Source organism: Arthrobacter ginkgonis (assembly GCF_039540195.1).
Lineage (GTDB): Bacteria > Actinomycetota > Actinomycetes > Actinomycetales > Micrococcaceae > Zafaria > Zafaria ginkgonis.
This window is the reverse complement of sequence record NZ_BAABEO010000006.1, coordinates 171734-194550: the sequence shown is the minus strand read 5'-3', so window position 1 is coordinate 194550 and position 22817 is coordinate 171734. Positions and strand designations below refer to the sequence as shown.

Annotated in this window: 22 protein-coding genes; 16 read left to right on the top strand and 6 right to left on the bottom strand. The window is 70.3% G+C overall.

The features are described from left to right. Positions 1-35 precede the first annotated feature (35 nt). The 10 genes from ABD912_RS02415 to ABD912_RS02370 all read left to right on the top strand — a co-directional run bounded on the left by ABD912_RS02415 (position 36) and on the right by ABD912_RS02370 (position 10040). Positions 36-923 carry a hypothetical protein gene (locus tag ABD912_RS02415; protein ID WP_345148194.1) on the top strand — a complete coding sequence of 296 codons (888 nt, stop codon included), beginning with the start codon at positions 36-38 and terminating at the stop codon, positions 921-923. Positions 924-1049: 126 nt separating this feature from the next. Continuing rightward, entirely contained in the window at positions 1050-1859 is an 810-nt protein-coding gene (locus ABD912_RS02410; RefSeq protein ID WP_345148192.1) for an SDR family NAD(P)-dependent oxidoreductase, read from the top strand. Continuing rightward, positions 1859-2602, top strand: a complete 744-nt coding sequence (locus ABD912_RS02405; protein ID WP_345148190.1) for an SDR family NAD(P)-dependent oxidoreductase — start codon at positions 1859-1861, stop codon at positions 2600-2602. Before ABD912_RS02410 ends, ABD912_RS02405 begins: the two co-directional genes overlap by 1 nt. A 158-nt stretch (positions 2603-2760) precedes the next feature. After that, entirely contained in the window at positions 2761-3609 is an 849-nt protein-coding gene (locus tag ABD912_RS02400; RefSeq protein ID WP_345148189.1) for a substrate-binding periplasmic protein, read from the top strand. A gap of 18 nt (positions 3610-3627) precedes the next feature. After that, on the top strand, positions 3628-4362 hold the full coding sequence (locus ABD912_RS02395) for an amino acid ABC transporter permease (protein WP_345148187.1): 735 nt from the start codon (positions 3628-3630) through the stop codon (positions 4360-4362). Positions 4363-4397: 35 nt separating this feature from the next. Continuing rightward, complete coding sequence (locus ABD912_RS02390) at positions 4398-5192, top strand: amino acid ABC transporter ATP-binding protein (RefSeq protein ID WP_345148185.1); 795 nt, start codon at positions 4398-4400, stop codon at positions 5190-5192. Between the two features lie 44 nt (positions 5193-5236). Next, complete coding sequence (locus tag ABD912_RS02385; protein WP_345148183.1) at positions 5237-6502, top strand: NAD(P)/FAD-dependent oxidoreductase; 1266 nt, start codon at positions 5237-5239, stop codon at positions 6500-6502. A 27-nt stretch (positions 6503-6529) separates the two neighbouring features. Next, positions 6530-7447, top strand: coding sequence for a dihydrodipicolinate synthase family protein (locus ABD912_RS02380; protein WP_345148181.1), 918 nt, complete (start codon positions 6530-6532; stop codon positions 7445-7447). Beyond that, positions 7444-8511, top strand: coding sequence for a proline racemase family protein (locus ABD912_RS02375; RefSeq protein WP_345148180.1), 1068 nt, complete (start codon positions 7444-7446; stop codon positions 8509-8511). Before ABD912_RS02380 ends, ABD912_RS02375 begins: the two co-directional genes overlap by 4 nt. A 32-nt stretch (positions 8512-8543) precedes the next feature. Continuing rightward, a complete protein-coding gene (locus ABD912_RS02370; RefSeq protein WP_345148179.1) occupies positions 8544-10040 on the top strand; it encodes a gamma-aminobutyraldehyde dehydrogenase in 1497 nt (498 codons plus the stop codon). Positions 10041-10132: 92 nt separating this feature from the next. Here ABD912_RS02370 and ABD912_RS02365 read toward each other — a convergent pair whose 3' ends face one another. Then, positions 10133-10723 carry a short chain dehydrogenase gene (locus tag ABD912_RS02365; RefSeq protein WP_345148178.1) on the bottom strand — a complete coding sequence of 197 codons (591 nt, stop codon included), beginning with the start codon at positions 10721-10723 and terminating at the stop codon, positions 10133-10135. Continuing rightward, the gene (locus ABD912_RS02360) at positions 10720-11418 is read right to left on the bottom strand and encodes a GntR family transcriptional regulator (protein WP_345148177.1); all 699 of its coding nucleotides are present in this window, start codon (positions 11416-11418) and stop codon (positions 10720-10722) included. Before ABD912_RS02360 ends, ABD912_RS02365 begins: the two co-directional genes overlap by 4 nt. A 269-nt stretch (positions 11419-11687) precedes the next feature. Here ABD912_RS02360 and efeU point away from each other — a divergent pair, with 269 nt between their 5' ends. Next, positions 11688-12521 carry an iron uptake transporter permease EfeU gene (gene efeU / locus ABD912_RS02355; RefSeq protein ID WP_345148246.1) on the top strand — a complete coding sequence of 278 codons (834 nt, stop codon included), beginning with the start codon at positions 11688-11690 and terminating at the stop codon, positions 12519-12521. 28 nt (positions 12522-12549) lie between these two features. Then, a complete protein-coding gene (efeB, locus tag ABD912_RS02350; protein ID WP_345148176.1) occupies positions 12550-13839 on the top strand; it encodes an iron uptake transporter deferrochelatase/peroxidase subunit in 1290 nt (429 codons plus the stop codon). Positions 13840-13926: 87 nt separating this feature from the next. On the opposite strand, the gene ABD912_RS02345 is transcribed toward efeB, so the two are convergent. After that, positions 13927-14319, bottom strand: a complete 393-nt coding sequence (locus ABD912_RS02345) for a YchJ family protein (protein ID WP_345148175.1) — start codon at positions 14317-14319, stop codon at positions 13927-13929. Positions 14320-14495: 176 nt separating this feature from the next. Here ABD912_RS02345 and purS point away from each other — a divergent pair, with 176 nt between their 5' ends. From purS to purL, 3 genes are read left to right on the top strand one after another with little or no spacing between them, the layout of a single operon-like run. Next, positions 14496-14747 (top strand): phosphoribosylformylglycinamidine synthase subunit PurS, encoded by a 252-nt coding sequence (gene purS / locus ABD912_RS02340; protein WP_149956947.1) that lies wholly within the window; start codon positions 14496-14498, stop codon positions 14745-14747. After that, positions 14747-15502, top strand: a complete 756-nt coding sequence (gene purQ / locus ABD912_RS02335) for a phosphoribosylformylglycinamidine synthase subunit PurQ (protein WP_345148170.1) — start codon at positions 14747-14749, stop codon at positions 15500-15502. Before purS ends, purQ begins: the two co-directional genes overlap by 1 nt. Continuing rightward, complete coding sequence (gene purL / locus ABD912_RS02330) at positions 15499-17799, top strand: phosphoribosylformylglycinamidine synthase subunit PurL (RefSeq protein WP_345148168.1); 2301 nt, start codon at positions 15499-15501, stop codon at positions 17797-17799. The genes purQ and purL overlap by 4 nt, the downstream gene beginning before the upstream one ends. A 207-nt stretch (positions 17800-18006) precedes the next feature. On the opposite strand, the gene ABD912_RS02325 is transcribed toward purL, so the two are convergent. From ABD912_RS02325 to ABD912_RS02315, 3 genes are all read right to left on the bottom strand, one after another. Next, a complete protein-coding gene (locus tag ABD912_RS02325; protein ID WP_345148166.1) occupies positions 18007-19467 on the bottom strand; it encodes a protein adenylyltransferase SelO in 1461 nt (486 codons plus the stop codon). A gap of 290 nt (positions 19468-19757) precedes the next feature. Continuing rightward, positions 19758-20759 (bottom strand): MBL fold metallo-hydrolase, encoded by a 1002-nt coding sequence (locus ABD912_RS02320; RefSeq protein ID WP_345148164.1) that lies wholly within the window; start codon positions 20757-20759, stop codon positions 19758-19760. Positions 20760-20842: 83 nt separating this feature from the next. Further along, positions 20843-21772 (bottom strand): oxygenase MpaB family protein, encoded by a 930-nt coding sequence (locus ABD912_RS02315; protein ID WP_345148162.1) that lies wholly within the window; start codon positions 21770-21772, stop codon positions 20843-20845. 74 nt (positions 21773-21846) lie between these two features. Between ABD912_RS02315 and ABD912_RS02310 the strand changes: the two genes are divergently transcribed. Next, positions 21847-22815 (top strand): hypothetical protein, encoded by a 969-nt coding sequence (locus tag ABD912_RS02310; RefSeq protein ID WP_345148160.1) that lies wholly within the window; start codon positions 21847-21849, stop codon positions 22813-22815. Positions 22816-22817 lie beyond the last annotated feature (2 nt).

Genomic DNA, 22817 nt, shown 5'->3' with positions numbered 1-22817 from the left:
GTCCGCCCCGCCCACCGTCCCCGAAAGGAACCGCCATGTCCCTGGCCGGCCGCCTGAACCGCTTCGCCGATCCCCGCGCCCTGGAATACGGGGTCACTTCCAGCGCCGTGCTCGCCGCGCTGTCCCTGCCCGATCCGGCCCGCCTCTCCCCCGGCCGGCGTGCAGCGCTGCACGGCGCCATTGCCCTGCTGAGCGGTGCCCTGATGCTGGTGGAACTGCGCAAGACCGATCTGGAGGAGACCGGCCCTCTGCTGGATCCGCTGGCCAAGGGCGCCCTGGCCGCGGGCGCGGCGGGGGTGGCGCTGGGGCTGGCCCGGCCCGCCGATGCGCTGGACGCGCGGATCCAGGGCCTGCTGGTGCGCCGCGGCGTCCCCAAGCCCCGGGTGATCCTGGCCGTCGGCTCCGCGGCGCTGGGGCTGGCGACGTTCCTGGCCGACCGCGCGCTGGCGGCCAGGGAATCGGGCGACGGCGCCAATGACGACGACGGCGGCCCGCGCCAGGCCGAGCTGGACCCCGCCCTGCGGACCCTGATGGAGGGGATCCTTGCGCAGCCTCGCGGGCAGGCCAAGACGGCCCTGCGCGCCCAACTGGCCGGGGCCCGCGAGGAAGTCTGGGGCGAGCCGGAGGGGTTCGACTCGATGCTGGAGTTCGCCGTGGACCCGGACGCGCCGCTGGCCGTTCCGCACGACTTCACCTACCCGGTCCGGGCCCGCTTCACCGCCCCCTCCGGCGTCCCCCTGGAGGTCATCCTCCGCGTCAGCGGGGGCCGGCTGGCGTCGCTCGCCGTGGACGTCGCCGAGGACACCCCGGAACTGGAGGCCTTCATCGGCGAGGACCCGTTCGAGGGGCTGGAGGCGTGGCCGGAGCCCGGAGCCGTCAGCTACGTGGTGGAAACCGCGGAGGGGCTGCGCCCGCTGGGCTAGAAGAGAAGCAGGCGTACCGGGCCCGCCCGCGGCCATCCCTTGACCAAAAGCAAGTCACGTCTCTAGCTTGAACGCATATTGCCTGACAATCAAGCAATCATGCCCTCTTCAAGAAGGAGTCGATCCATGGAAAAGCTGAACGCGCGTCCCGACGCATCCGCGGCACCCCCGCTCACGACCCCTGGACGCTTCGCGGGCAAGGTGGCGGTGGTGACGGGCGGAGGCGGAGGAATCGGCTCCGCCGTGGCCTCGCGCCTGGCCCGGGAAGGTGCCCACGTCGTGGTCTGCGACGCCAACGAGTCCGCTGCCACGCAGGCGGCGGAGGAGCTGCTGGAGGCCGGGCTGTCCGCCCGGGCCCTGGCGTTCGACCTGGCGTCCCCACAAGCCGTCGAGTCGTCGGTGCGCACCGTCGTCGAGGACCTGGGGCGGATCGACGTCCTGGTCAACAACGCGGGGATCAACCGACGCGGCGCCCTTCTCGACCTGACCGCCGAGGACTGGGACCTGAGCTTCGCCGTCAACGTCAACGCCCTCTTCCATGTGTGCCGGGCGGCCCTGCCCCACATGATCGCCGCGGGCGGCGGGGCAATCGTCAACACCGCTTCCCAGTGGGGGCTCCATCCGGCGCCGGGCCACATCGCCTACAACGTCTCCAAGGCGGCCGTGGTGTCATTCACGGAAAACCTCGCCCGGGACTACGCGCCGCACGGCGTCCGGGTCAACGCCGTCTGCCCGGGAGAGGTGCGCACCCCGATGCTGGAGGCGGGCCTGCAACGCTCCGGCAGGACGGTCGCGGACCTGGACGCACTCGTCCCGTTCGGACGCATTGGAGAGCCGGCCGAGGTCGCGGCCCTCATCGCCTTCCTGGCCTCCGACGAGGCTCCCTACATGTGTGGATCGATCGTGGAGATCACCGGCGCCCAGGCGGTGTCCTGATGAAGGCTCCCCTGGAAGGAAGGGTCGTCCTGGTCACCGGCGCCTCGCGCGGCATCGGCGCCGTCACCGCCAGGACCTTGCACGGCCAAGGCGCGGCCGTGGTGATCCACTACGGCTCGAAGGCGGCCCCGGCCCATGCGTTGGCCGCCGAACTCGGGGACCGCGCGACCGTCGTCGGCGGAGATCTCGCCGATCCGGCGCAGCTCCGCAGCATCTGGGCGGAAGCGCTGGGCTGGCAGGGGCGGATCGACACGCTGGTCAACAACGCCGGCGCCTGGATCGCTTCGCCGATCGAGGACAAGGAAGCGTGGGACGCGGGATGGGCCTCGAACCTCGCCCTGAACCTCGCCGCGCCGGCCGAGCTGTGCCGGCTGGCCATCGAGCACTTCCGCGAACGAGGCGGAGGGATCATCGTGAACGTCACCAGCCGTTCGGCGCATCGCGGCGACGACGTCGAGCACCTGGCCTACGGGGCGGCGAAGGGCGGCCTGCTGGCCCTGACCAAGGGCATCGCGCGCGGGTGCGGCAAGGACGGGGTCCTGGCCTACGCCGTGGCCCCGGGGTGGGTCGCAACGGATCTCGCCGACGGGCAGGTGGCGGGCGACATGGTCGCACACCTCCCCCTCGGCGAGGTGACGCCGCCTGAGGACGTGGCCGAACTCATCGCCTTTCTGGCCGGCGGTAAATGCCGCCACGCCACCGGCTCCACGATCGACGTCACGGGGGCGGACTACGTCCGCTGATCCCACCGAGACGGAAGTGACGTTCCGCCGGAGGGGCTAGACGTGACGCACCTCACCGTCTACAGTTCTTTTTGGTTGCAGATTGCCTGACAATCTGGCTATCAACATCCTTCCACTGGCGTTGCGGGTTCGCCGCTTTGAACCGAGAGAAGCCCACCATGACCAAGACCAGTAAGATCGTCCTCGCCTTCCTCGCCGTCCTTGTCCTCGCCATCGGCGGTGGCCTCCTGGGAGCGGGGTTCCGCGGCAGTCCGGCGGCCGCGGCCGGCGACGCGGGCAACGGCGCCTTCATCGAAAAGATCAAGGAGCGCGGGGAACTGCGGGTCGGCGTCGCCATCGCCCCGCCCATGACCGTCCAGCAGGAAGACGGAACGCTCGGCGGGGCCAACCTGATCCCGCTGGAGAAGCTCGCCGACCAGCTGGGCGTGAAGCTGGTTCCTGTCGCCGCCGAGTGGAAGAACATCGTCGCCGGCCTGCAGGCGGACCGCTACGACTTCGCCGCGAACCTCGACTACACGGTGGAGCGCTCGCTGGCGATCCAGTTCACCGACCCGGTCTACAGCTACCCCGGTGCCTTCGTGGTCAAGGCGAACTCCGACTACGTCACCTCCAACGACGTCCTCCAGGCCGGGGGTCAGATCGTCGTGGCGCAGGGAGCCGCACCCGCGGCGGCACTGGAGCAGTTCACCGACAAGATCATGCCGATGGACAGCTATGCCAACGCCGTCCAGGCCGTCAACGCCAACCGCGCCATAGCGGAGTTTGCCGACCTGCCCACGGCCGAAAGCCAGGCGCTGGCCGACGACAGCCTGAAAATCATCGTCCCCGAGCCGGCGATCTTCCAGTCCTCGACGGGCTACGGCGTCCCGGCAAGCGCCGACCAGCGGTCGCTGCAGATCGTCAACATCGCGATCGACCGCGCCAAGAGCGAAGGCGTCCTGACCAAGGCCTACGCCGAGTCGAACTACGTCGAGGCGGACAACCTCGGCGATCTCCGCAAGAAGTAGCCGTCGAAAGGCTCTGCCATGAACTACAACTTCGACTGGGGCGTTGTCGCCGATGCCTTTCCCGCCCTCCTGGGCGGCCTGGGCCTCACCCTGCAGCTCGCGGTCATCACCATCGTCATCAGCATGGTGCTCGCCGTCCCGCTGGCCATGGCCCGCATGGCGCGCATCGAGGTCATCCGTTGGGCCGCCCAGGCCTACATCGAGGTGTTCCGCTGCACCCCGCTGCTGGTCCAGCTCTTCTGGATCTTCTACGCACTGCCGGCCCTGACCGGCATCACGCTGCCCGGGTACGTCTCGGCGCTGATCGCCCTCTCGGCGAACCTGACGGCGTTCATGGCTGAGACGTACCGCAGCGGGTTCCAGTCGGTCCCGGTGGAACAGGTCGAGGCCGGCCGGATGCTCCAGCTGAACCACCTGCAGCAGCTGCGCTACATCATCCTGCCGCAGGCCCTGCGCCAGCAGCTGCCGGTCATCCTGTCGCTGAACATCTCGCTCTTCAAGGACACCGCGCTGGTCTCCACCATCGCCGTGGCGGACCTGATGTTCGTCGCCAACACCGTCTCCGCCCAGTCCTACCGTTCCCTGGAAGTCTTCACCGCGGCAGCGCTGATGTACTTCGCCATCGCCTTCCCGGTCTCGCTCATCACCAGCAACATCGAACGGCGCATGCAGCACGCCGCCGGACACGGACCGATAGCCAAGAAGGTCTTCCTCGCGCGGCTCCTACCCGGCTCCAAGGCGGCGACGGCATGAACCCCGCGCACCTGGCACTGAAAAAGGCACCCACTATGGATAACGCACCCACCCTCGACACCACAGAGCAAGCGTCCCGCAAGGGAGAGGTCCTCGTTTCCGCGCGCGGCCTGGAGAAGTCCTTCTACGGCCGCACCATCCTCAAGCACGTGGACTTCGAGATGAAGGCCGGTGACATCACCGTCATCATCGGCAAGTCCGGTTCCGGCAAATCCACCCTGCTGCGGGCCATAGCGGGTCTCACGGACCCGGACAACGGCGAAATCAGCATCGGCGAGAAGACCGTCTTCGCCGACGGAGCACGGACCAAGGAGTGGAACACGGTCAAGTCCGACGTCGGCATGGTGTTCCAGACCTACACGCTCTGGCCGCACATGAACGTCCTGGAGAACCTGATCCTCGCCCCGCGCAAGCGCCTGGGCATGAAGGCCGGGGAGGCGCGCGACCGCGCGGAGGCCGCGCTTGAGGAGGTGGGCATGAGGCACCACATCCTGAGCCGCTCCACGCAGCTCTCCGGCGGCGAACGCCAGCGCGTGGCCATCGCCCGGGCACTGATGATGAAGCCCAAGCTGCTGCTCTGCGACGAGATCACCTCCGCCCTCGATCCGCCGGTCGCGGCCGAGGTCCTCGAGGTCCTCCGCCGCCTGAAGGAGGAGGACGGCATCGCGCTGGCCCTGGTCACCCACGACATGGCCTTCGCCTCCAAGGCCGCGGACCGGGTCGTGTTCTTCCACGAGGGGGAGATCGCGGTGAACGCGGCCCCCGCAGAGGCCTTCGACCACTGCACGAACGAGGAACTCAAGAGGTTCGTGGACGCCGTCCGCTTCTAGCGGCCCCGGTTTCCAGACAGAACCATCCGTCAGAAAGGAACACCATGCACGTGCTCGTCATCGGAGGCGGGGTCATCGGGCTGACGACCGCCTACCACCTCGCCCGGGAAGGGGCGGAGGTGACGGTCATCGACGCGCGGGCCACCGGCCTTGGCGCCAGCAAGGTCAACGCCGGCTGGATCTGCCCGGCCGAATCCGCGCCGGTTCCCGGGCCGGGCGTGGTCCTGAAATCCATGAAGTGGATGCTCCGGCCGGACAGCCCGCTCTACATCCGTCCCTCGCTTGAGCCGGAGTTCCTGCGGTTCATGTTCGGGATGTGGCGCAAGTCCAACGCCCGCGACCAGCGGGCCGGCTTCGAGGGCCACCTGCGCCTGGCCGCCGACACCCTGGAAATCTTCGACGACTACCGCGCCGACGGCATGGACTTCGAGATGCACACCGACGGACTCCTGATGGCCTTCACGGAACAGGACAACTTCGACCACCACCTCGACAACCTGGACCTGGCCACCGAGTACGGGCGGGAACCGCAGGTGCTGCGCCGGGACGCCGTCCACGAGCACGAACCCCTGCTCACGGACGCGGTCCTCGGCGGCATCTACTTCCCGCACGAGCGGCACGTCGATCCCGGGGCCATGGCGGCTGCCCTGCACCGCCGGCTGGTGGCCATGGGCGTGGGGATCGTCGAGAACGCACCGATCGACGCCGTCGACCGCACCGGCGACCGGATCACCGCCGTGCACAGCCGCGGCAACCGCTACGCCGCGGACCGCATCGTCCTCGCCGCCGGCGCGTGGACCGGCGGGCTGTCGAAGCAGTTCGGCGTCCCGCTGCCCATCCGCCCGGGCAAGGGCTACAGCGTGGAGGTGCCGGCACTGGGCCTGCGCAGCGCCGTGAACCTGTGGGACGCGAAGGTCGCCGTCACCCCGTTCAACGAACGCCTCCGGCTCGCCGGGACCATGGAGTTCGGCGGCCTGGACGAGAAGATCAACCAGGTCCGGGTCGACGCGATCCTGCGCGCCCCGGCCAAGTACTTCCGCACCTGGCAGGCGCCGGCCGTTCCGCCCGTACCGATGGCCGGCATGCGGCCCATGACCCCGGACGGACTGCCGGTCATCGGCCACCTCGGCAGCCTGGAGAACGCCTACGTGTCCTCCGGCCACGGGATGATGGGCGTCACCCTGGCACCCGGCACCGCCGCTGCCCTCACCGAACTGATCGTCCACGGGCGCATCGCTCCCACCCTGCAGCCCTTCGCCCCCGACCGCTTCCGCGGCGGCCAGCGCAAGCTGCCCGTCGCGGCGCACTAGACAACCACCACCCTGAAAGGAACCACCATGTCCCAGCACAAGAAGGTCCAGCTCCGCGGCATCCTCGCAGCCGTATCCACCCCCTTCACCGACGACGCCTCCGCCCTCGACGAGGACGCCCTGCGCCGCCAGGTCGACCGCCTGATCGGCGCCGGCATCCACGGCCTTGTGCCCACCGGCAGCACCGGGGAATTCACCACGCTCACCGACGCCGAATACCGCCGGGTGATCGAGCTCTACGTCGAGGCCGCCGCCGGCCGGGTCCCCGTCGTTGCCGGCATCGGTGCGCTGAGCACCACGGCCGCGGTGTCCCTGGCCCGGCACGCGGAGGCCGTCGGCGCCGAAGCACTGATGGTGGTTCCGCCCTTCTACGGCCCGCTGGACTTCGCCACCCTGAAGCAGTTCCTTGCCGACGTGGCCGCGGCCGTTACGGTGCCGATCGTGTACTACAACATCCCCGACGCCACCGGCATCACCCTCACCGCGGCGCAGATCGCCGAACTCGGCTCCATCGACGGCCTGGACTACCTCAAGGACACCTCGGGCAACGCCGTGGCGCTGGCCGACCTGCTGGCCAACCACGCCGACGAGATCAAGGCATTCAACGGCTGGGACACGCTCACCTTCTTCGGCATCGCCTCCGGCGCCGAGGCTTCCGTCTGGGGCGCGGCCGGCCTGGTGCCCGAGCAGGCGGTCGCGCTGTGGGAGACCCTGGCGGAGAAGGGCGACCTGGCGGCCGCGCGCGAGCAGTGGAAGCCGCTGTGGGCGCTGAGCGACTTCCTCGAGTCGGTCAACTATGCGGCGGGCATCAAGGCCGGGCTGGACCTGATCGGCGCGTCCGCGGGTCCCGTCCGGGCGCCCCTCCAGCCGCTGGACGCTGAGCAGCGCGAGCGCCTGGCCGGCCTGCTGGCCGCGGCGGGCGCCCTGAAGACGGCCGCGGCATGACCTCGCCCCTGCTCCTTGACGCCGTCGAGGTCCACGCCGAGGGTGAACCCGGCAGGATCCTGACGAACGCCGCCGCGTTGGTCCACGGCGACACCATGGCCGAACGGCTGGCGTACTGCCGCGAGAACCTGGACTGGCTGCGCCGGCTGATGCTGCGCGAGCCGCGCGGCTACCCCGGGCTGTGCGCAGTGATCCTGCTGCCGCCGGTAAACGCCGGGTCCGACTTCGGCATCGTCGTCATGGAGCAGGGCGGGTTCACCCCCATGTCCGGATCGAACACGATCTGCGCCGTCACCGCCGCCATCGAAACCGGCATCGTCGACCGCCCGGGTCCCGTCGTCGAGGTGCTCATCGACACGGCGGTGGGGCGCGTCCACGCGACCGCCCGGGTCGACGGCGGCAAGGTCACCTCGGTGACCGTGGCGAACGTGCCGAGCTTCGTCGTCGGGCTCGACGTGCCGCTGGAGGTGCCCGAGTACGGCACCATTCCGGTCGACGTCGTCTTCGGCGGCCAGTATTTCGCCCAGGCGAAGGCCGCCGACCTGGGGCTGGACCTGGACCCGGCCCGGGGCAAGGAACTGGCCCGGGCCGGCGCCCTGATCAAGATGGCCGCGGCCGAGCAGATCCAGGCCGTTCACCCCGAGAACCCGGGTGTTTCGGGGGTCAACCTGGTCATGCTCCACTCCGGGGATCGCGTTCCCGGCCAGCAGGCCCGCAACACCGTGGTCCTGACCACCGGACCCGTCCTGCCCGGCGACCCCACCACTTGGACCGGCGCGCTGGACCGCTCCCCGTGCGGCACGGGAACCTCGTCGCGCATGGCGGCCCTCCATGCGCGCGGCCAACTGGCCATCGGCGAGGACTTCAGCCACAAGTCGATCATCGGCACCGAATTCATCGGCCGCCTCACCGGGGAGACCACCGTCGGCGGGCACACCGCGGTGCTTCCCACCATTACGGGCCGCGGCTGGCTCACCGGCCGCGGCCAGTGGATCCTCGACCCGACCGACCCGTTCCCGGCCGGGTACACCGTCGGCGACATCTGGGGCCCCACCTCCGGGTAGGGCATCCGCAACCAACGAAAGCAGGAAGCAAGATGACCGAATCGACCGCCTTGGCCACCGCGGGCCAGTTCATCAACGGCCGCCCGGCGCACGGAAGCTCGGACGCCGTGTGCACGGTGCTCGACCCGTCCAACGGCGAGGTCGTGGCCACCATCGACTCCGCCGGCCCCGCCGACGTGGAGGCCGCCGTCTCCGCAGCCCGCGCGGCGTTCCCCGGCTGGTCCGGCGCCACTCCGGCCGAGCGCTCGGCCGTCCTGACCCGCTTCGCGGCGCTGCTTGAGGAACGCGCCGAGGAATTCGCGCAGCTCGAGTCCCGCCAGGCCGGCAAACCCATCAGGCTCACCCGCGAGTTCGACGTCCCCGGCACCATCGACAACACCGCCTTCTTCGCCGGGGCCGCCCGGAACCTCGAGGGCAAGGCCAGCGCCGAGTACTCCCCGGACCACACCTCCTCCATCCGCCGCGAGGCCATCGGCGTCATCGGATCGATTGCTCCCTGGAACTACCCCCTGCAGATGGCGGCCTGGAAGATCCTCCCCGCCATCGCCGCCGGCAACACGATCGTCCTCAAGCCGGCCGAGATCACCCCGCTGACCAGCCTCCTCTTCGCCCAGACCGCCAGCGACGCCGGCGTTCCCGACGGCGTCATCAACGTTCTGTGCGGGCGGGGCTCGACCGTCGGGGCCGCGCTGCTGCGCCACCGGGACGTGGACATGCTCTCCTTCACCGGCTCCACCGGGGTGGGCCGCACGGTGCTCGAGGCCGCGGCGACCACGGCCAAGCGCGTGCACCTGGAACTGGGCGGCAAGGCCCCCTTCGTGGTTTTCGACGACGCCGACCTGGAGGCCGCTATCCACGGCGCGGTGGCAGGCAGCCTCATCAACGCCGGCCAGGACTGCACCGCCGCCACCCGGGCGATCGTGCACCGCTCCCTCTACCCGGCGTTCGTCCAGGGCGTCGCGGACCTCTTCGCCAAGGTCAAGCTCGGCCCCACCTCCGATCCGTCCACCGACATGGGCCCGCTGGTGTCCGAGGCCCACCGGGACAAGGTCTCCGCCATGGTGGACCGCGCCAAGTCCTACGCCCGCGTCATCGGCGGCGGCATCCCCGGCGGGGAGTTGGCGGGCGGCTCCTACTACCGGCCCACCCTGGTTGCCGACGCCCCGGCGGACAGCGAGATCGTCCAAGACGAGGTTTTCGGCCCGGTCCTGGCGGCCATGCCGTTCGACACCGACGACGAGGCGATCGCCCTGGCCAACGACACCCCCTACGGCCTCGCGGCGTCCGCCTGGACCCGCGATGTCTACCGGGCGCTGCGGGCCACCCGTGAAATTCGCTCCGGCTGCGTGTGGGTCAACGACCACATCCCGATCATCAGCGAAATGCCGCACGGAGGCATCAAGGAGTCCGGCTTCGGCAAGGACATGTCCACCTACTCCTTCGACGAGTACACGACCGTCAAGCACGTGATGTTCGACCTGACCGGCGAGCCGGCCAAGGCGTGGCACCGGACCGTCTTCACGCTCTAGGCGCCCCGCACATGCCGCGACCCCCGGTCCCTGTTGGCAGGAACCGGGGGTCGCGGCGCGGGGTTGCTCTTATGGGCGGGCCACCCGGTGCGTCAGAGGGCGAAGACGCGTCCCGTTTCGACGCCCTGGACAGAGCGCACGAAGGCACGCGCGACGTCGGCCGCCGGCACCTGGGGGAATCCGGGGAAGGACGCATGGTAGTTCTCGGCCTCGACCAGGACGGTCGGGCTGACCGCGTTGATCCGGATCCCGCGGGGCATCTCCGCGCTGGCGGCCATAACGAACGATTCCAGCGCACCGTTGGCCAGCGAGGCGGCGGCCCCGGTGGCGATCGGCTCGCGGGCCAGGATGCCGGTGGTGAGCGTGAACGAGCCGCCGTCGGCCACGTGACTCAGCCCTTCGGTCACCAGGTTGACCTGGCCCATGACCTTGTCGGCGAAGGCGGCGTGGAAATCCTGTTCCTCGAGTTCGGCGAGCGGCTTGAAGGGGACCGACCCGGTGCAGGAGACGACGGCGTCGACGGTGCCGACGGAGGCGAACATGTCCCGGATGGAAGCCCTGTCGGTCAGGTCGACCGTGACCTTCGATCCGCGGGAGGCGCGGATCACCTCGTGGTCGGCTTCGAGCAGGTCCGCGGCGGCGGCGCCGACGATTCCGGTGGCTCCGATGACAAGGATCCTCATGTGTTTTCCTCCCTTTCGATCAATTCGATGAGTTCCCGGGCACTGCCGACAGTGTGGGACTCGAACGCCTGCTGGATGGCGTCCCGGTCGCCGGAGAGCAGGGCATCCACGAGGTGGTGGTGGACCAGCTTGGCCCGCTCCGGATCGGACCGGACCGCCTGGTCGCGGGCTAGGGCGATCGTGATGTGCGCCTCCACCACGGGCCAGAGGCGCAGCAGGAGTGAATTCTCCGAAGCGGCCCAGATGCGGCGGTGGAACGCGACATGGGCCTCGTGGCGCACCAGGGGGTCGGGATCGTCCTCCACGCGGGAGAAGTCCTGCCACGCCTTCCGCACGCTCTCCATGCGTGAGCCGGTTCGGTCATCCAGGATCCCGTCCACGGCAAGCATGTCCAGCGCCTGGCGGGTGTTGGCGATGTCCAGGATCTGCTCCACGCCCACCGTCGCCACGCGGAGGCCCCGGTAGGGCTCCTGGACCAAGAGGCCCTCCTGCGAGAGCTGGTTCAAGGCCTCGCGGATCGTTGGCCGGCTCACGTTCAGCATTTGCGAGAGCTGCACCTCGGTGAGCTTGTCTCCGGGCTTCAGCCATCCCCGGACCACCGCCCGGCGGATCTCCTGGATGGCCGCGTCGCGCCGCGACAGCGACAGGACGGGGGCGACGCTACCTGCCGGAGTCGTCGTGTTGATGGATGCCATTGCTATCCTTCTCCCACACACGCATTACAATGCTGATTGTCAGACATTCGCCTTCCACCCTACTCCCTCCCGAGTCGAGATGCCATGGTTTCCCGCGGCGGGAGGCGCACACCCCGGCACCGCCGACGAACCCCTTGGGCACCTCCAAAATATTAGGTAAGGCATACCTATCCTTTTGGGCGTGCCTGCCTTTAGCATTAACGGGCGTGCACCGGGTGGCCCGCACCATGACGGCCATCCGAGGCGGGAAGGGCGGAACGGGTGGGGCGATGCTGGGCAACTTCCTGATCGGACTGCGTGAAGGGCTCGAAGCCGCCCTCGTGGTGGTCCTGCTGCTGGCCTACCTGCGCAAGACCGGCAGGCAACGCCTGATTCCCCGGGTCTGGGCCGGAGTCGGCGTGGCCATCGCCGCATCCCTCGGGGCGGGCGCCCTCCTCACCTTCGGTCCCCGGGGCCTGACCTTCGAGGCGCAGGAAATGATCGGCGGGGGGTTGTCGATCATCGCCGTGGGCCTGATGACGTGGATGGTGTTCTGGATGACCGCCGCGGCGCGCAAGCTCGGCCCCGAACTCCGCGAGCGGGTGGACCAGTCGGCCGAGGGGTCTGCGTGGGGCCTGTTCCTGGTGGCGGCCCTGGCCGTGGGCCGCGAAGGCCTTGAGACCGCGTTGTTCATCTGGGCCGCCGCGCGGGCCACCGGCCAGACCTGGCAGCCGCTGCTGGGATCCCTCCTCGGGTTGGCGGTCGCGGTGGTCCTGGGCATCCTGATCCACCGCGGAGCCCTGAAGATCAACCTGCGGATGTTCTTCGCCTGGACGGGAGCGGCGCTGATCGTCGTTGCCGGCGGCGTGCTCGCCTACGGGGTCCACGACCTGCAGGAGGCTGGCGTGCTGCCCGGGCTGCACCACCTCGCCTTCGACGTCTCCGCTGCGGTTCCTCCCAGTGGATGGCCGGCAACGCTGCTCAAGGGGGTCTTCAACTTCACTCCGGCCACCACCTGGCTCCAAGCCATTGCCTGGACGGCATATGTCATCCCGGTGATGTTCCTCTTCCTGCGCCTCGTGCGCCGCGGCGTCCCCGCGCCCGCCGCATCCGCCCGGGCCTGACCCGCCCCGTCTCCCAGGACCCCCGATCATGACAGACCGCCCCGATCCCTCCCCTCCCTCCCCCGCCGGAGGCCTTTCGCGGCGCTCACTGCTTGCCGCCGCGGGCACCGGAACCCTTGGCCTGGCCGCGGGAGCCGCGGGCTACGCCGCGTACGCCTCGACGCGGGAGCCCGCGCCCGCCTCCGCCGTCGTCCCGCTCCACGGGGAGCACCAGGCCGGCATCACCACCGCGGCCCAGGACCGGATGCACATCGCGGCCTTCGACGTCACCACGCAGGACCGGGACGAGCTGGTGGCCCTGCTCCGGGACTGGACCCGGGCGATCGAGGCGATGGCCCAGGGGCAGGAGATCGGCGAGGGCGGGGCGACCTCCGGGCCCTACGACGCGCCGCCGGAGGACACCGGCGAGGCCATTGGGCTGGCCGCCTCCCGCCTCACCGTCACCATCGGCTTCGGCCGCACGCTGTTCCGGGACGACGGCGGGGCGCGCTTCGGCCTCGAGGGCAGGCTTCCGGAGGCGCTGATCGAGCTGCCGCACTTCCCCGGGGATGCGCTGGAGGAGGCCCGCAGCGGCGGGGACCTGGTGGTCCAGGCGTGCGCCGACGATCCGCAGGTCGCCGTCCACGCCGTGCGCAACCTCTCCCGCATCGCCTTCGGCCGGGCGCAGGTGCGCTGGTCCCAGATCGGCTTCGGCCGGACCTCCTCCACCTCCCGCGCCCAGTCCACCCCGCGCAACCTCATGGGGTTCAAGGACGGCACAGCCAATCTCAAGAGCGAGGACACCGCATTCCTCCAGGAGCATGTCTGGGTCTCCGGGGCCTCCGGCGGCGAGGCCTGGATGAACGGGGGCACCTACCTGGTCGCGCGGCGCATCCGCATGCACATCGAGACCTGGGACCGGACGCCGCTGGGCGAACAGGAGACCATCATCGGCCGCACCAAGCGGACCGGCGCGCCACTGTCCGGCGGCGAGGAATTCACCGAACCCGACTTCGCCCTGCAGGGCCGGGACGGGCCGCTGGTGCCGGCGGGCTCGCACGTGGCGCTCGCACACCCCTCCCACAACGACGGGGTGCGGATGCTGCGCCGCGGGTTCAACTACACCGACGGCACCGACGGGCTGGGCCGGCTGGACGCCGGACTGTTCTTCATCGCCTTCGTGGTGGACCCGCGCACCCACTACGTGCCGATGCAGACGGCGCTGGCCCGCGACGACATCCTCTCCGAATACCTGCGACACACCGGCTCGGGGGTTTTCGCCATCCCGCCCGGTTTCGGTGCGGGCGGATACATCGGCCAAACGCTCTTCGAAGGCTAAGCCGGGAAGGCTGCCCGATCCGGCACCGCGCCCTCGGAGGCAAAGCACCGATCGCCCGGTGCAACCAACCCTGCCGGCTAGGTACGGCTAGAGCTCCCCGTCCAGGTAGTACCAGCGGCCGTCCTCGCGCACGAAGCGCGAGGATTCGCGCTGGACCCCGCGTTCGCCGTCGTGCCGGTAGTGCGCCGCGAACTCGACCGTCCCGCGCTCGTCGAAGGGGCTGCCTCCCTTGATGCGCAGGATGTCCAGCCGCCGCCACACGGTCTCGGTGTCCAGGACCAGTTCCACCGGCCGGGTGGAGGGGTGCCAGGTGGCCAGCAGGTAGTCGGCGGCGCCGGCCGCGAACGCGCTGTAGCGCGAACGCATCAGGGCCACGGCGGTGGTCGGCCACACCCCGGCGGCATAGCCGGCGTGAAACCTGCCACAGCAGGCGCCGTAGGTTTCGCCGGACAGGCAGGGGCAGCGGTCCTCGGAGTCCATGTGACCAGCCTACGCGGCGAAACCGGGCCCCGAGCAGGGGGAATCCCGCCGGACGGGGGGTCATTTTCAACCCGGTAGAATGGTGGGGCAAGCTCGCGGAGCGTCATCGACTGCCATGGCGTGAGACGGCACCTCCGCAAGCGCCAAACCCCACCTTCGCGCACAGGAGAACCCGGATGCCCCGGATCGTTGTTGATGTCATGCCCAAGCCCGAAATTCTTGACCCGCAGGGCAAGGCCATCGTGGGCGCCCTCCCCCGCCTCGGCTTCGACGCCTTCGCCGGCGTCCGCCAGGGCAAGCGCTTCGAGCTGACCGTCGAAGGCGAAATCACCGAGGCCGTCCTGGAGCAGGCCCGCAACGCCGCCGAGACGCTGCTGTCCAACCCGGTGATCGAGGACGTCGTCAACGTCGAGGTCGTCGCGGACTAATGAGCAGCGAACTCCCCCTGATCGGCGACTACTCGCCCGCCCCGGGCGCGGCGCTCTCGGGTGCGCGCATCGGCGTCGTGACCTTCCCCGGCACCCTCGACGACCGCGACGCCGCGCGCGCGGTCCGCCTCGCCGGCGCCGAGCCGGTGTCCCTGTGGCACGCCGACGAGTCCCTGCAGGACGTCGACGCCGTCATCCTCCCGGGTGGCTTCTCCTACGGCGACTACCTGCGCGCCGGCGCGATCGCCCGCTTCGCGCCGATGATGTCCAAGATCGTCGACGCCGCGAAGTCCGACGCCAAGCTGCCGGTCCTGGGCATCTGCAACGGCTTCCAGATCCTCACCGAGTCGCACCTGCTGCCGGGCTCCATGATCAAGAACGACCACCTGAAGTTCATCTGCCGCGACCAGGTCCTGCGCGTGGAAAACAACACCACCGCCTGGACCAGCCAGTACGCGGCCGGCCAGGAGATCTCGATCGTCCTGAAGAACCAGGACGGGCAGTACATCGCCGACGAGAAGACCCTCGACGCGCTCGAGGCCGAGGGCCGCGTGGCCTTCCGCTACGTGGGCTGGAACCCGAACGGGTCCCGCCGCGACATCGCCGGCATCTCCAACGAAGCCGGCAACGTGGTGGGCCTCATGCCGCACCCGGAGCACGCCGTGGAGGCCGGCTACGGCCCCGACCACACCGGAACCGACGGACTGGGACTCTTCACCTCCGTCCTGACCACCCTCGTTGGAGGCACCAAGTGACCCAGCAGTTCAACATCGACACCGTTGAGCACGCCGCCACCACCCCGGACACCGAGCTTCCCTGGGCCGAACTGGGCCTGAAGCAGAACGAGTTCGAGGAGATCGTCAAGGTCCTGGGCCGCCGCCCGACCGCCGCCGAGCTGGCCATGTACTCGGTCATGTGGTCCGAGCACTGCTCCTACAAGTCCTCCAAGAACCACCTGCGCCAGTTCGGCGAGAAGGTCACCGAGGAGATGAAGAAGGACATGCTGGTGGGCATCGGCGAGAACGCCGGCGTCACCAACCTCGGCGACGGCTGGGCCGTGACCTTCAAGATCGAGTCCCACAACTCGCCGTCGTTCGTGGAGCCCTACCAGGGCGCCGCGACCGGCATCGGCGGGATCGTGCGCGACATCATCTCCATGGGCGCCCGCCCCGTGGCCGTGATGGACCCGCTGCGCTTCGGCGCGATCGACCACCCGGACACCGCCCGCGTGATGCACGGAGCGGTCGCCGGCATCGGCGGCTACGGCAACTCGCTGGGCCTGCCGAACATCGGCGGCGAAATGGTCTTCGACTCGGTCTACCAGGGCAACCCGCTGGTGAACGCCCTCGCCGTGGGCGTCATGCGCCACGAGGACATCCGCCTGGCCAACGCCTCCGGCAAGGGCAACAAGGTGGTCCTGTTCGGCGCCCGCACCGGCGGCGACGGCATCGGCGGCGCCTCCGTGCTGGCCTCGGAGTCCTTCGACGACACCAAGCCGTCCAAGCGCCCCGCCGTCCAGGTCGGCGACCCCTTCGCGGAGAAGGTGCTCATCGAGTGCTGCCTGGAACTGTTCAAGGGCTCCCTGGTGGAGGGGATCCAGGACCTCGGCGCCGCCGGCATCTCCTGCGCCACCTCCGAACTGGCGTCCAACGGCGACGGCGGCATGGAGGTCGAACTGACCTCCGTGCTGCTGCGCGACCCGACCCTGACCCCGGGCGAGATCCTGATGTCCGAGTCGCAGGAACGCATGATGGCCGTGGTCTCCCCGGAGAACGTGGCGGCCTTCGAGGCGGTCATGGAGAAGTGGGCCGTGGAGTACTCCTGGCTCGGCGAGGTCACCGACACGGGCCGCCTGATCATCACGTGGAACGGCGAGACCATCGTCGACGTCGACCCGCGCACGGTCGCGCACGAGGGTCCGGTCTACGACCGCCCCTACGCGCGCCCCGAGTGGCAGGACGCGCTGCAGGCGGACACGTTCAGGGCCTCCGACGCCGGAGCCGGCCTGCCGGCCACGGGCGAGGAGCTCAAGGCCGCCGTGGTGGAACTGATGGCGTCCCCGAACATGTGCGACAAGTCCTGGATCACCAACCAGTACGACCGCTACGTCGGCGGCAACACCGCCCTGTCCGCCCCGGACGACGCCGGCGTGATCCGCGTCGACGAGGAGACCGGCCTGGGCGTGGCGCTGTCCACCGACGCCAACGGCCGCTACGCCTACCTGGACCCCTACACGGGCGCGCAGCTGGCGCTGGCCGAGGCCTACCGCAACGTCGCCACCTCCGGCGCCGTGCCGATGGCCGTCTCCGACTGCCTGAACTTCGGCTCCCCCGAGGACCCGGACGTGATGTGGCAGTTGGCCGAGTCCATCCGCGGCCTCTCCGACGCCTGCATGGAGCTCGGCGTCCCGGTCACCGGCGGCAACGTCTCCCTCTACAACCAGACCGGCTCCACGCCGATCCACCCCTCCCCCGTGGTGGCGGTGCTCGGCAAGTTCGACGACGTCGCCCGCCGCACCCCCTCGGGCTGGCGCAACGACGCCGACGGCCAGGCCATCTACCTGCTCGGCACCACCCGCGACGAGCTGGACGGTTCGGAGTTCGCGAACATCCGCGGCCACCTCGGCGGCCTGCCGCCGAAGCTGGACCTGGTGGCGGAGAAGACCCTGGGCGCGATCCTGATCAACGCCAGCCGCGACGGCATGATCGACGCCGCGCACGACCTCTCCGAGGGCGGCCTGGCCGCTGCCCTGTCCGAGATGGCGCTGCGCTACGGCGTCGGCGCGCGCGTGGCGCTGGATGACCTGTGCGAGCGCGACGGCGTGGACGCCTTCACGGCGCTGTTCTCCGAGTCGCAGGCCCGCGCCGTGGTCGCGGTGCCGCGCTCCGAGGAGGTCCGCTTCAACGACATGGCCACGGCCCGCCAGTACCCGGTGGTCCGCCTGGGCGTGGTCGACACGCAGACCTCCGCGCTGGAGGTGCAGGGCCTCTTCGAGCTGGACCTGGCCGAGCTGCGCGAGGCCCACGAGGCCACGCTGCCGAAGTACTTCTAGCACCGGCAATACGACGGCGGGGCCGTTCCTACCGCGACGCACGTCGCGCAGGAGCGGCCCCGCCGTCGTTTCCCCGGGATTTTGCTGCCTCCCAGGCAGTCCGCCCCGAATTCTGACGCGTAAGTGCGGGTCCCGGCGGAATCCTGACGCGTAAGTGCGGGTTCCGCGGGGAAAAGTGCGGGGCGCCAGGGCGGGTCCCGCGGCAGGTCACGTCCCGCAGAAGGTGCGGTACGTTCCGAAGTCCTCGGGCGCGGGTTCGGCGTAGCGCTCCAGGCCCGGCCGTTCGTCGTAGGGCGCCGTCACGGCTTCCAGCAGGCGGCGCAACGGTTCCAGGTCCTCCGCGGCCGCGGCGGCCAGGGCCTCCTCCACCAGGTGGTTGCGGGGGATGTAGGCCGGATTGGTCCGCACCATCGTCCCGGCGTCGGGGGCCAGTGCCTGCCACCGCTCCAGCCACTCGAGGAAGGGCCTCGGGTCCGGGAAAAACCCGCGGACGGCGGCGGTGTCCCCGGCGGCGGCCCGGCCGAGCGCGCGGAAGAACGAGGTGTAGTCTGCCCCGGCCGCCTGCAGCAGGCCGGTCAGGTCCCTCGCCAGCGGCGAGGCCGTGGCGTCGTCGAGGCCGGGCAGCCCGAGTTTGGCCTTCATGCCGGCCAGCCAGACCGCGCTGTACTGCGGGCGGAAGGCCGCCAGCGCTTCCTGCGCCAGGGCCACCGCCCGGTCCTCGTCGGCGTCGAAAAGGGGCAGGAGGGCCTCGGCGAACCGGGCGAGGTTCCACTCCGCCACGCTCGGCTGGTTGCCGTAGGCGTACCGGCCCGTCTCGTCGATCGAGCTGTACACCGCGGAAGGGTTGAAGGCGTCCATGAAGGCGCAGGGTCCGTAGTCGATCGTCTCGCCCGAAACGGTCATGTTGTCCGTGTTCATGACCCCGTGCACGAAGCCCACGAGCATCCATTGCGCGATCAGCGAGGCCTGGGCCGATACCACCGACTGGAACAAGGCCAGATGGGGATTCTCGGCCTGGGCGGCGGCGGGATGGTCGCGGTCGATCGCGTGGTCCGCCAGGCGGCGCAGCAGGTCCGCGTCGCCCGTTGCCCTGGCGTACTGGAAGCTCCCCACGCGCAGGTGGCTGCTGGCCACCCGGACCAGCAGCGCGCCCGGGAGCAGGCTCTCGCGGGCGACGGACTGCCCGGTCGCGATGACGGCCAGGGAGCGCGTGGTGGGCACGCCCAGGGCGTGCATCGCCTCGCTGACGATGTACTCGCGCACCATGGGACCGACGACGGCGAACCCGTCACCGCCGCGGGCAAAGGGAGTCTGCCCCGACCCCTTGAGGTGGATGTCGCGGCGCTTGCCGGCGGCGTCGACGACTTCCCCGAGCAGCAGCGCCCGCCCGTCGCCCAGTCGGGGCGAGTACCAGCCGAACTGGTGCCCGGCATACGCCTGCGCCACCGGCGTCGCCCCCTCAGGGGGCCGCCGGCCCGTCAGCAAGTGCAGACCCTCGGCGGTCCGCAGGAACGCCGGATCAAAGCCCAGGGCCTCGGCCAACGGCTCGTTCAGCACCAGCAGCCGGGGATCGGGAAACTCCTCCGCCCGCCAGTGAATGGCCATTTCCGGCAGTTCGCGCGCGAAATGACTATCGAAAACCACAGTGGACTGGGCCTGCGCATCCATCCATTCAGGATACGCGCGACGGCCGCGGGGCCGTTTCCGAATCCTGACGCGTAAGTGCGGGTTCCGCGGGAATTCTGACGCGTAAGTGCGGGTTCCGCGGGAAAAGTGTGAGGGGCAAGGGCTGGAGCCCCTCCGTTCTCCACACACAATTGTGGAAAACACCGACACCTACGCGTCAGGATTCGGCGGAGCACCCGCACAAACGCAACACAATTCCTGGAGCGGGGATCCCTGCAGTGGGGCCGGTAGGGCGGCGAGGCGGTCGCCGAGGCCAAGGAGTGGGGCCAGGGCTACGGGGTGGGGGCCGCGGCTTCCGCGTCGAGGGCGTCGAGGTACTGCAGATGCATCTCCACCTGGCGCAGGGCCGAGGCCTGCAGGAACGCCGGAAGGTTGTCCCAGCCGCGCTTCCAGGTCACGTGGCGGGAGACCTCCCACACCGACGCGCCAGGTTCACGCGCGCGCACCGCCTGGACCTCCCGGGCGCGGTGCCGGTGGTGCTCCTCGATGCGGTCGATCCGGGACGCCAGGCCGGTGAAGCGGTAGCCGTGCCCGGGACAGGCCTCGTAGTCCGTGTAGGGCCGGAGGGCGTCCAGCGCGCCGAAGTAGGTGCCGATCGGGTTCACCGCGGCGGGCCCGCCCAGCCCGATGCCCGGGTAGAGCGTCGGCAGCACGTGGTCCCCGGTGAACAGCAGCTTCCGGGTGTCGTCGCGCAGGCTCATGTGCCCGGTGGTGTGTCCGGGGGTCAGCATGGCGGTGACGGCACGGCCGGGGATGTCCAGTGCGTCCCCGTCCTCGAGCAGCACGTCGGCCCGGAAATCCGGGTCCTGGGCGCGGCGCCGGACCAGTTGCGCCGGATCCGGGCGCTCGGCCTCCGGCACCCCCCACCGCTCGAAGTCGGCCCCGCTGGCGCGCGTGGCCGGAAGCGTGCGCAGCGCACCCTGCTCCACCCGGCCGAGCGCCACGCGGGCGCCGGTCCAGCGGCGGACCCGGTCGGCCAGCCCCAGGTGGTCCGGGTGCAGGTGGGTGGCGAAGACCGTGGCCACCCGGTCCACGCCCAACCGGTCCAGGAAGCCCGCCAACGCCTCGAAGTTCTGGTCCAGGTTGGAGCCGGGGTCCACGAGGTGCGCGGCGCCGCCGCTGTCCACCAGCACGTAGCAGAGCGTGTACACCACGGAGCTGCCCTGCGGCAGCGGCAGCGCGATCACGTGGGTGTCCGGAAGGATTTCCTCCGGCGCAGGCACCGCGCCGGGCCGCTGGGCGGCCTGCAACTGGGAGGGGCTGGTGGCGATCACGTTTTGAACTCTAGCCGTCGCCGGCCCGGCCGGAACCGATTCCCTTCCGCAATACGGAACGGGAGGCAACGGGACGTCGGGCGCTAGCCAGCCGAGCGCTCGCTGGGGGGCAGGACACCGAGCCGGGTCAGCCGCCGGCGGGCGGCCAGCTCGCTGGGACCGACCTTCTGCAGGGTGGCCCCGACCGCCCCGAGGGCGATCTTTCCGGCGAGCCTGGTGGGCAGCGGGACCGGTCCCAGCCGGGGGCGCTCCAGCCCCAGCAGTTCCCGGTAGCGCTCCGGCAGCGTGTCCACGACGGCGGCGAACAGCACCTTATACCCGGGCAGCAGCAGCGGATCCAGCGGCGGCGCCTTCAGGAACCGCACCACCTCCTCGACGCGCTCTCCGCCGCAGAGGAGGCCGCCGTCGTCGTACGCCTGGAGCCGGGCGCGCAGGGCCGCCTCGGTGCGGGGCGGGTCCGCCACGCCCATCAGTTCCCCGGCCACCGCCCATTCGGACACGTACTCGTCCGCGCCTTGCGGGACCGGCCCGCGGAAGATCTCGTAGGAGCGCAGGAAGGCGTCCATAAAGGCCAGGTGGACCCACTCGGCCAGGACGGGGTCGTTGGCGGAGTAGGGGCGTTCGGCGCCGGAGGCGTCGGTGTAGGTGCCGGTCACGGAACGGTGGCGGCTGCGGACGTAGTCGCAGGCGGCCCGCGCCGCCACCGTGTCCCCGTAGGTGACGGTGAAGATCCAGCGGATGGTGCCGGCCAGCCGCGCCAGCGGGTCCGTGCGGTAGTCGGAGTGCTCGGCGACCCCGGCGAGCGCCCCGGGGTGCAGGGCCTGGACCAGCAGGGCCCGGATGCCGGCGGCGATCGGAGTCATGCCGCCGTGGACCGTCCAGACGGCGGAATCCGGGGCGAAGTACCCGGCGTCGTCGCCGTGCTCCAGGGCGTCCTCCCAGGCGGGCACGCCCTCCGCCTGGCCGGCGAAGGTGATGCGCAGGCGGGTCCGCAGCGGAGCGAGGAGGTCCATGGGTTAAGCGTAGGTCCTGCAACGATTCGGCGGCGCCCCCTTGCGTCCGGCGGACCCTTGATTATGGTGGCCCCATGGTGGCTCTTTCCCAAGGTTCCAGGAGGGTGGCGGCCGTGGCCGGGGCCCTGGCTGCGGCGCTGTTCTTGTCCTCCTGCTCCCTGCAGCAGTTCTTCCCCAAGGCGTTCCCTACCGAGGCCCCGCCCCCGGAGCCCGCGCCGGTGCGGGCCAGCCCCGCCGCGGACAGTGAATGGAAGACCGTCATCACCGATTCCGGGGACATGGCCTTCCGCATCCGATCGGACTGGACCATGGAGGTGGTGCCCTCCGAACCGGGGTTCTCCGCCACGGGCAGCCCCGCCCACGAGGTGCGCAACGCGGAGGGGAGGCTGATCGCCACCCTGCAGCAGAACCCCGGGGACGACCTGCCGGAGGCGCTGCCCGGGGCGGCGATCCAGCGCATCGACTCGGTGCCGACGCCGGACGTGCCGCTGCTGGTGGATTCGGACAAGGCCCAGGTGGTCTTCGACCTCACCACGCACCCGAACGCCAAGAGCCACCCGATCTACGGCCTGACCGCCGGCGGCAAGGGCCTGCACGGGAACAAGGGCTACCCGCTGCTGGCCGGGCCGCTGCAGTTCCAGGGCGAGCTGGCGCTGGACAAGTCCATCCGCAGCGCCGCGCATCCGGAGGAGGCGCTGGAGGCGGCGAAGGCCTACGTGTACACGCAGGAGTACGCGGACCTGGTGGCGATGTTCCAGTCGCTGGAGTACCACCCGAAGGAGGCCAAGAAGACCACCTGCGAGGGCGCCAGCTTCGTCTTCACCACCAAGAACATCGACTGCGACACCGTGGTGCAGGTCTACCAGCTGGCCCGCTGGAACCGGGCGTGGGATTCCCGCAAGGGCGCCACCGTCCGCGTCGCCGACGACTACAAGTGCACGCTGGACATCCTGGGGGCGAAGAACCTGGACCCCGGGGTGGACGGAACCTGCAAGTACAGCCCCGGGTACGGCAGCTTCAGCGTCAAGTGGAGGCAGCAGTAGGG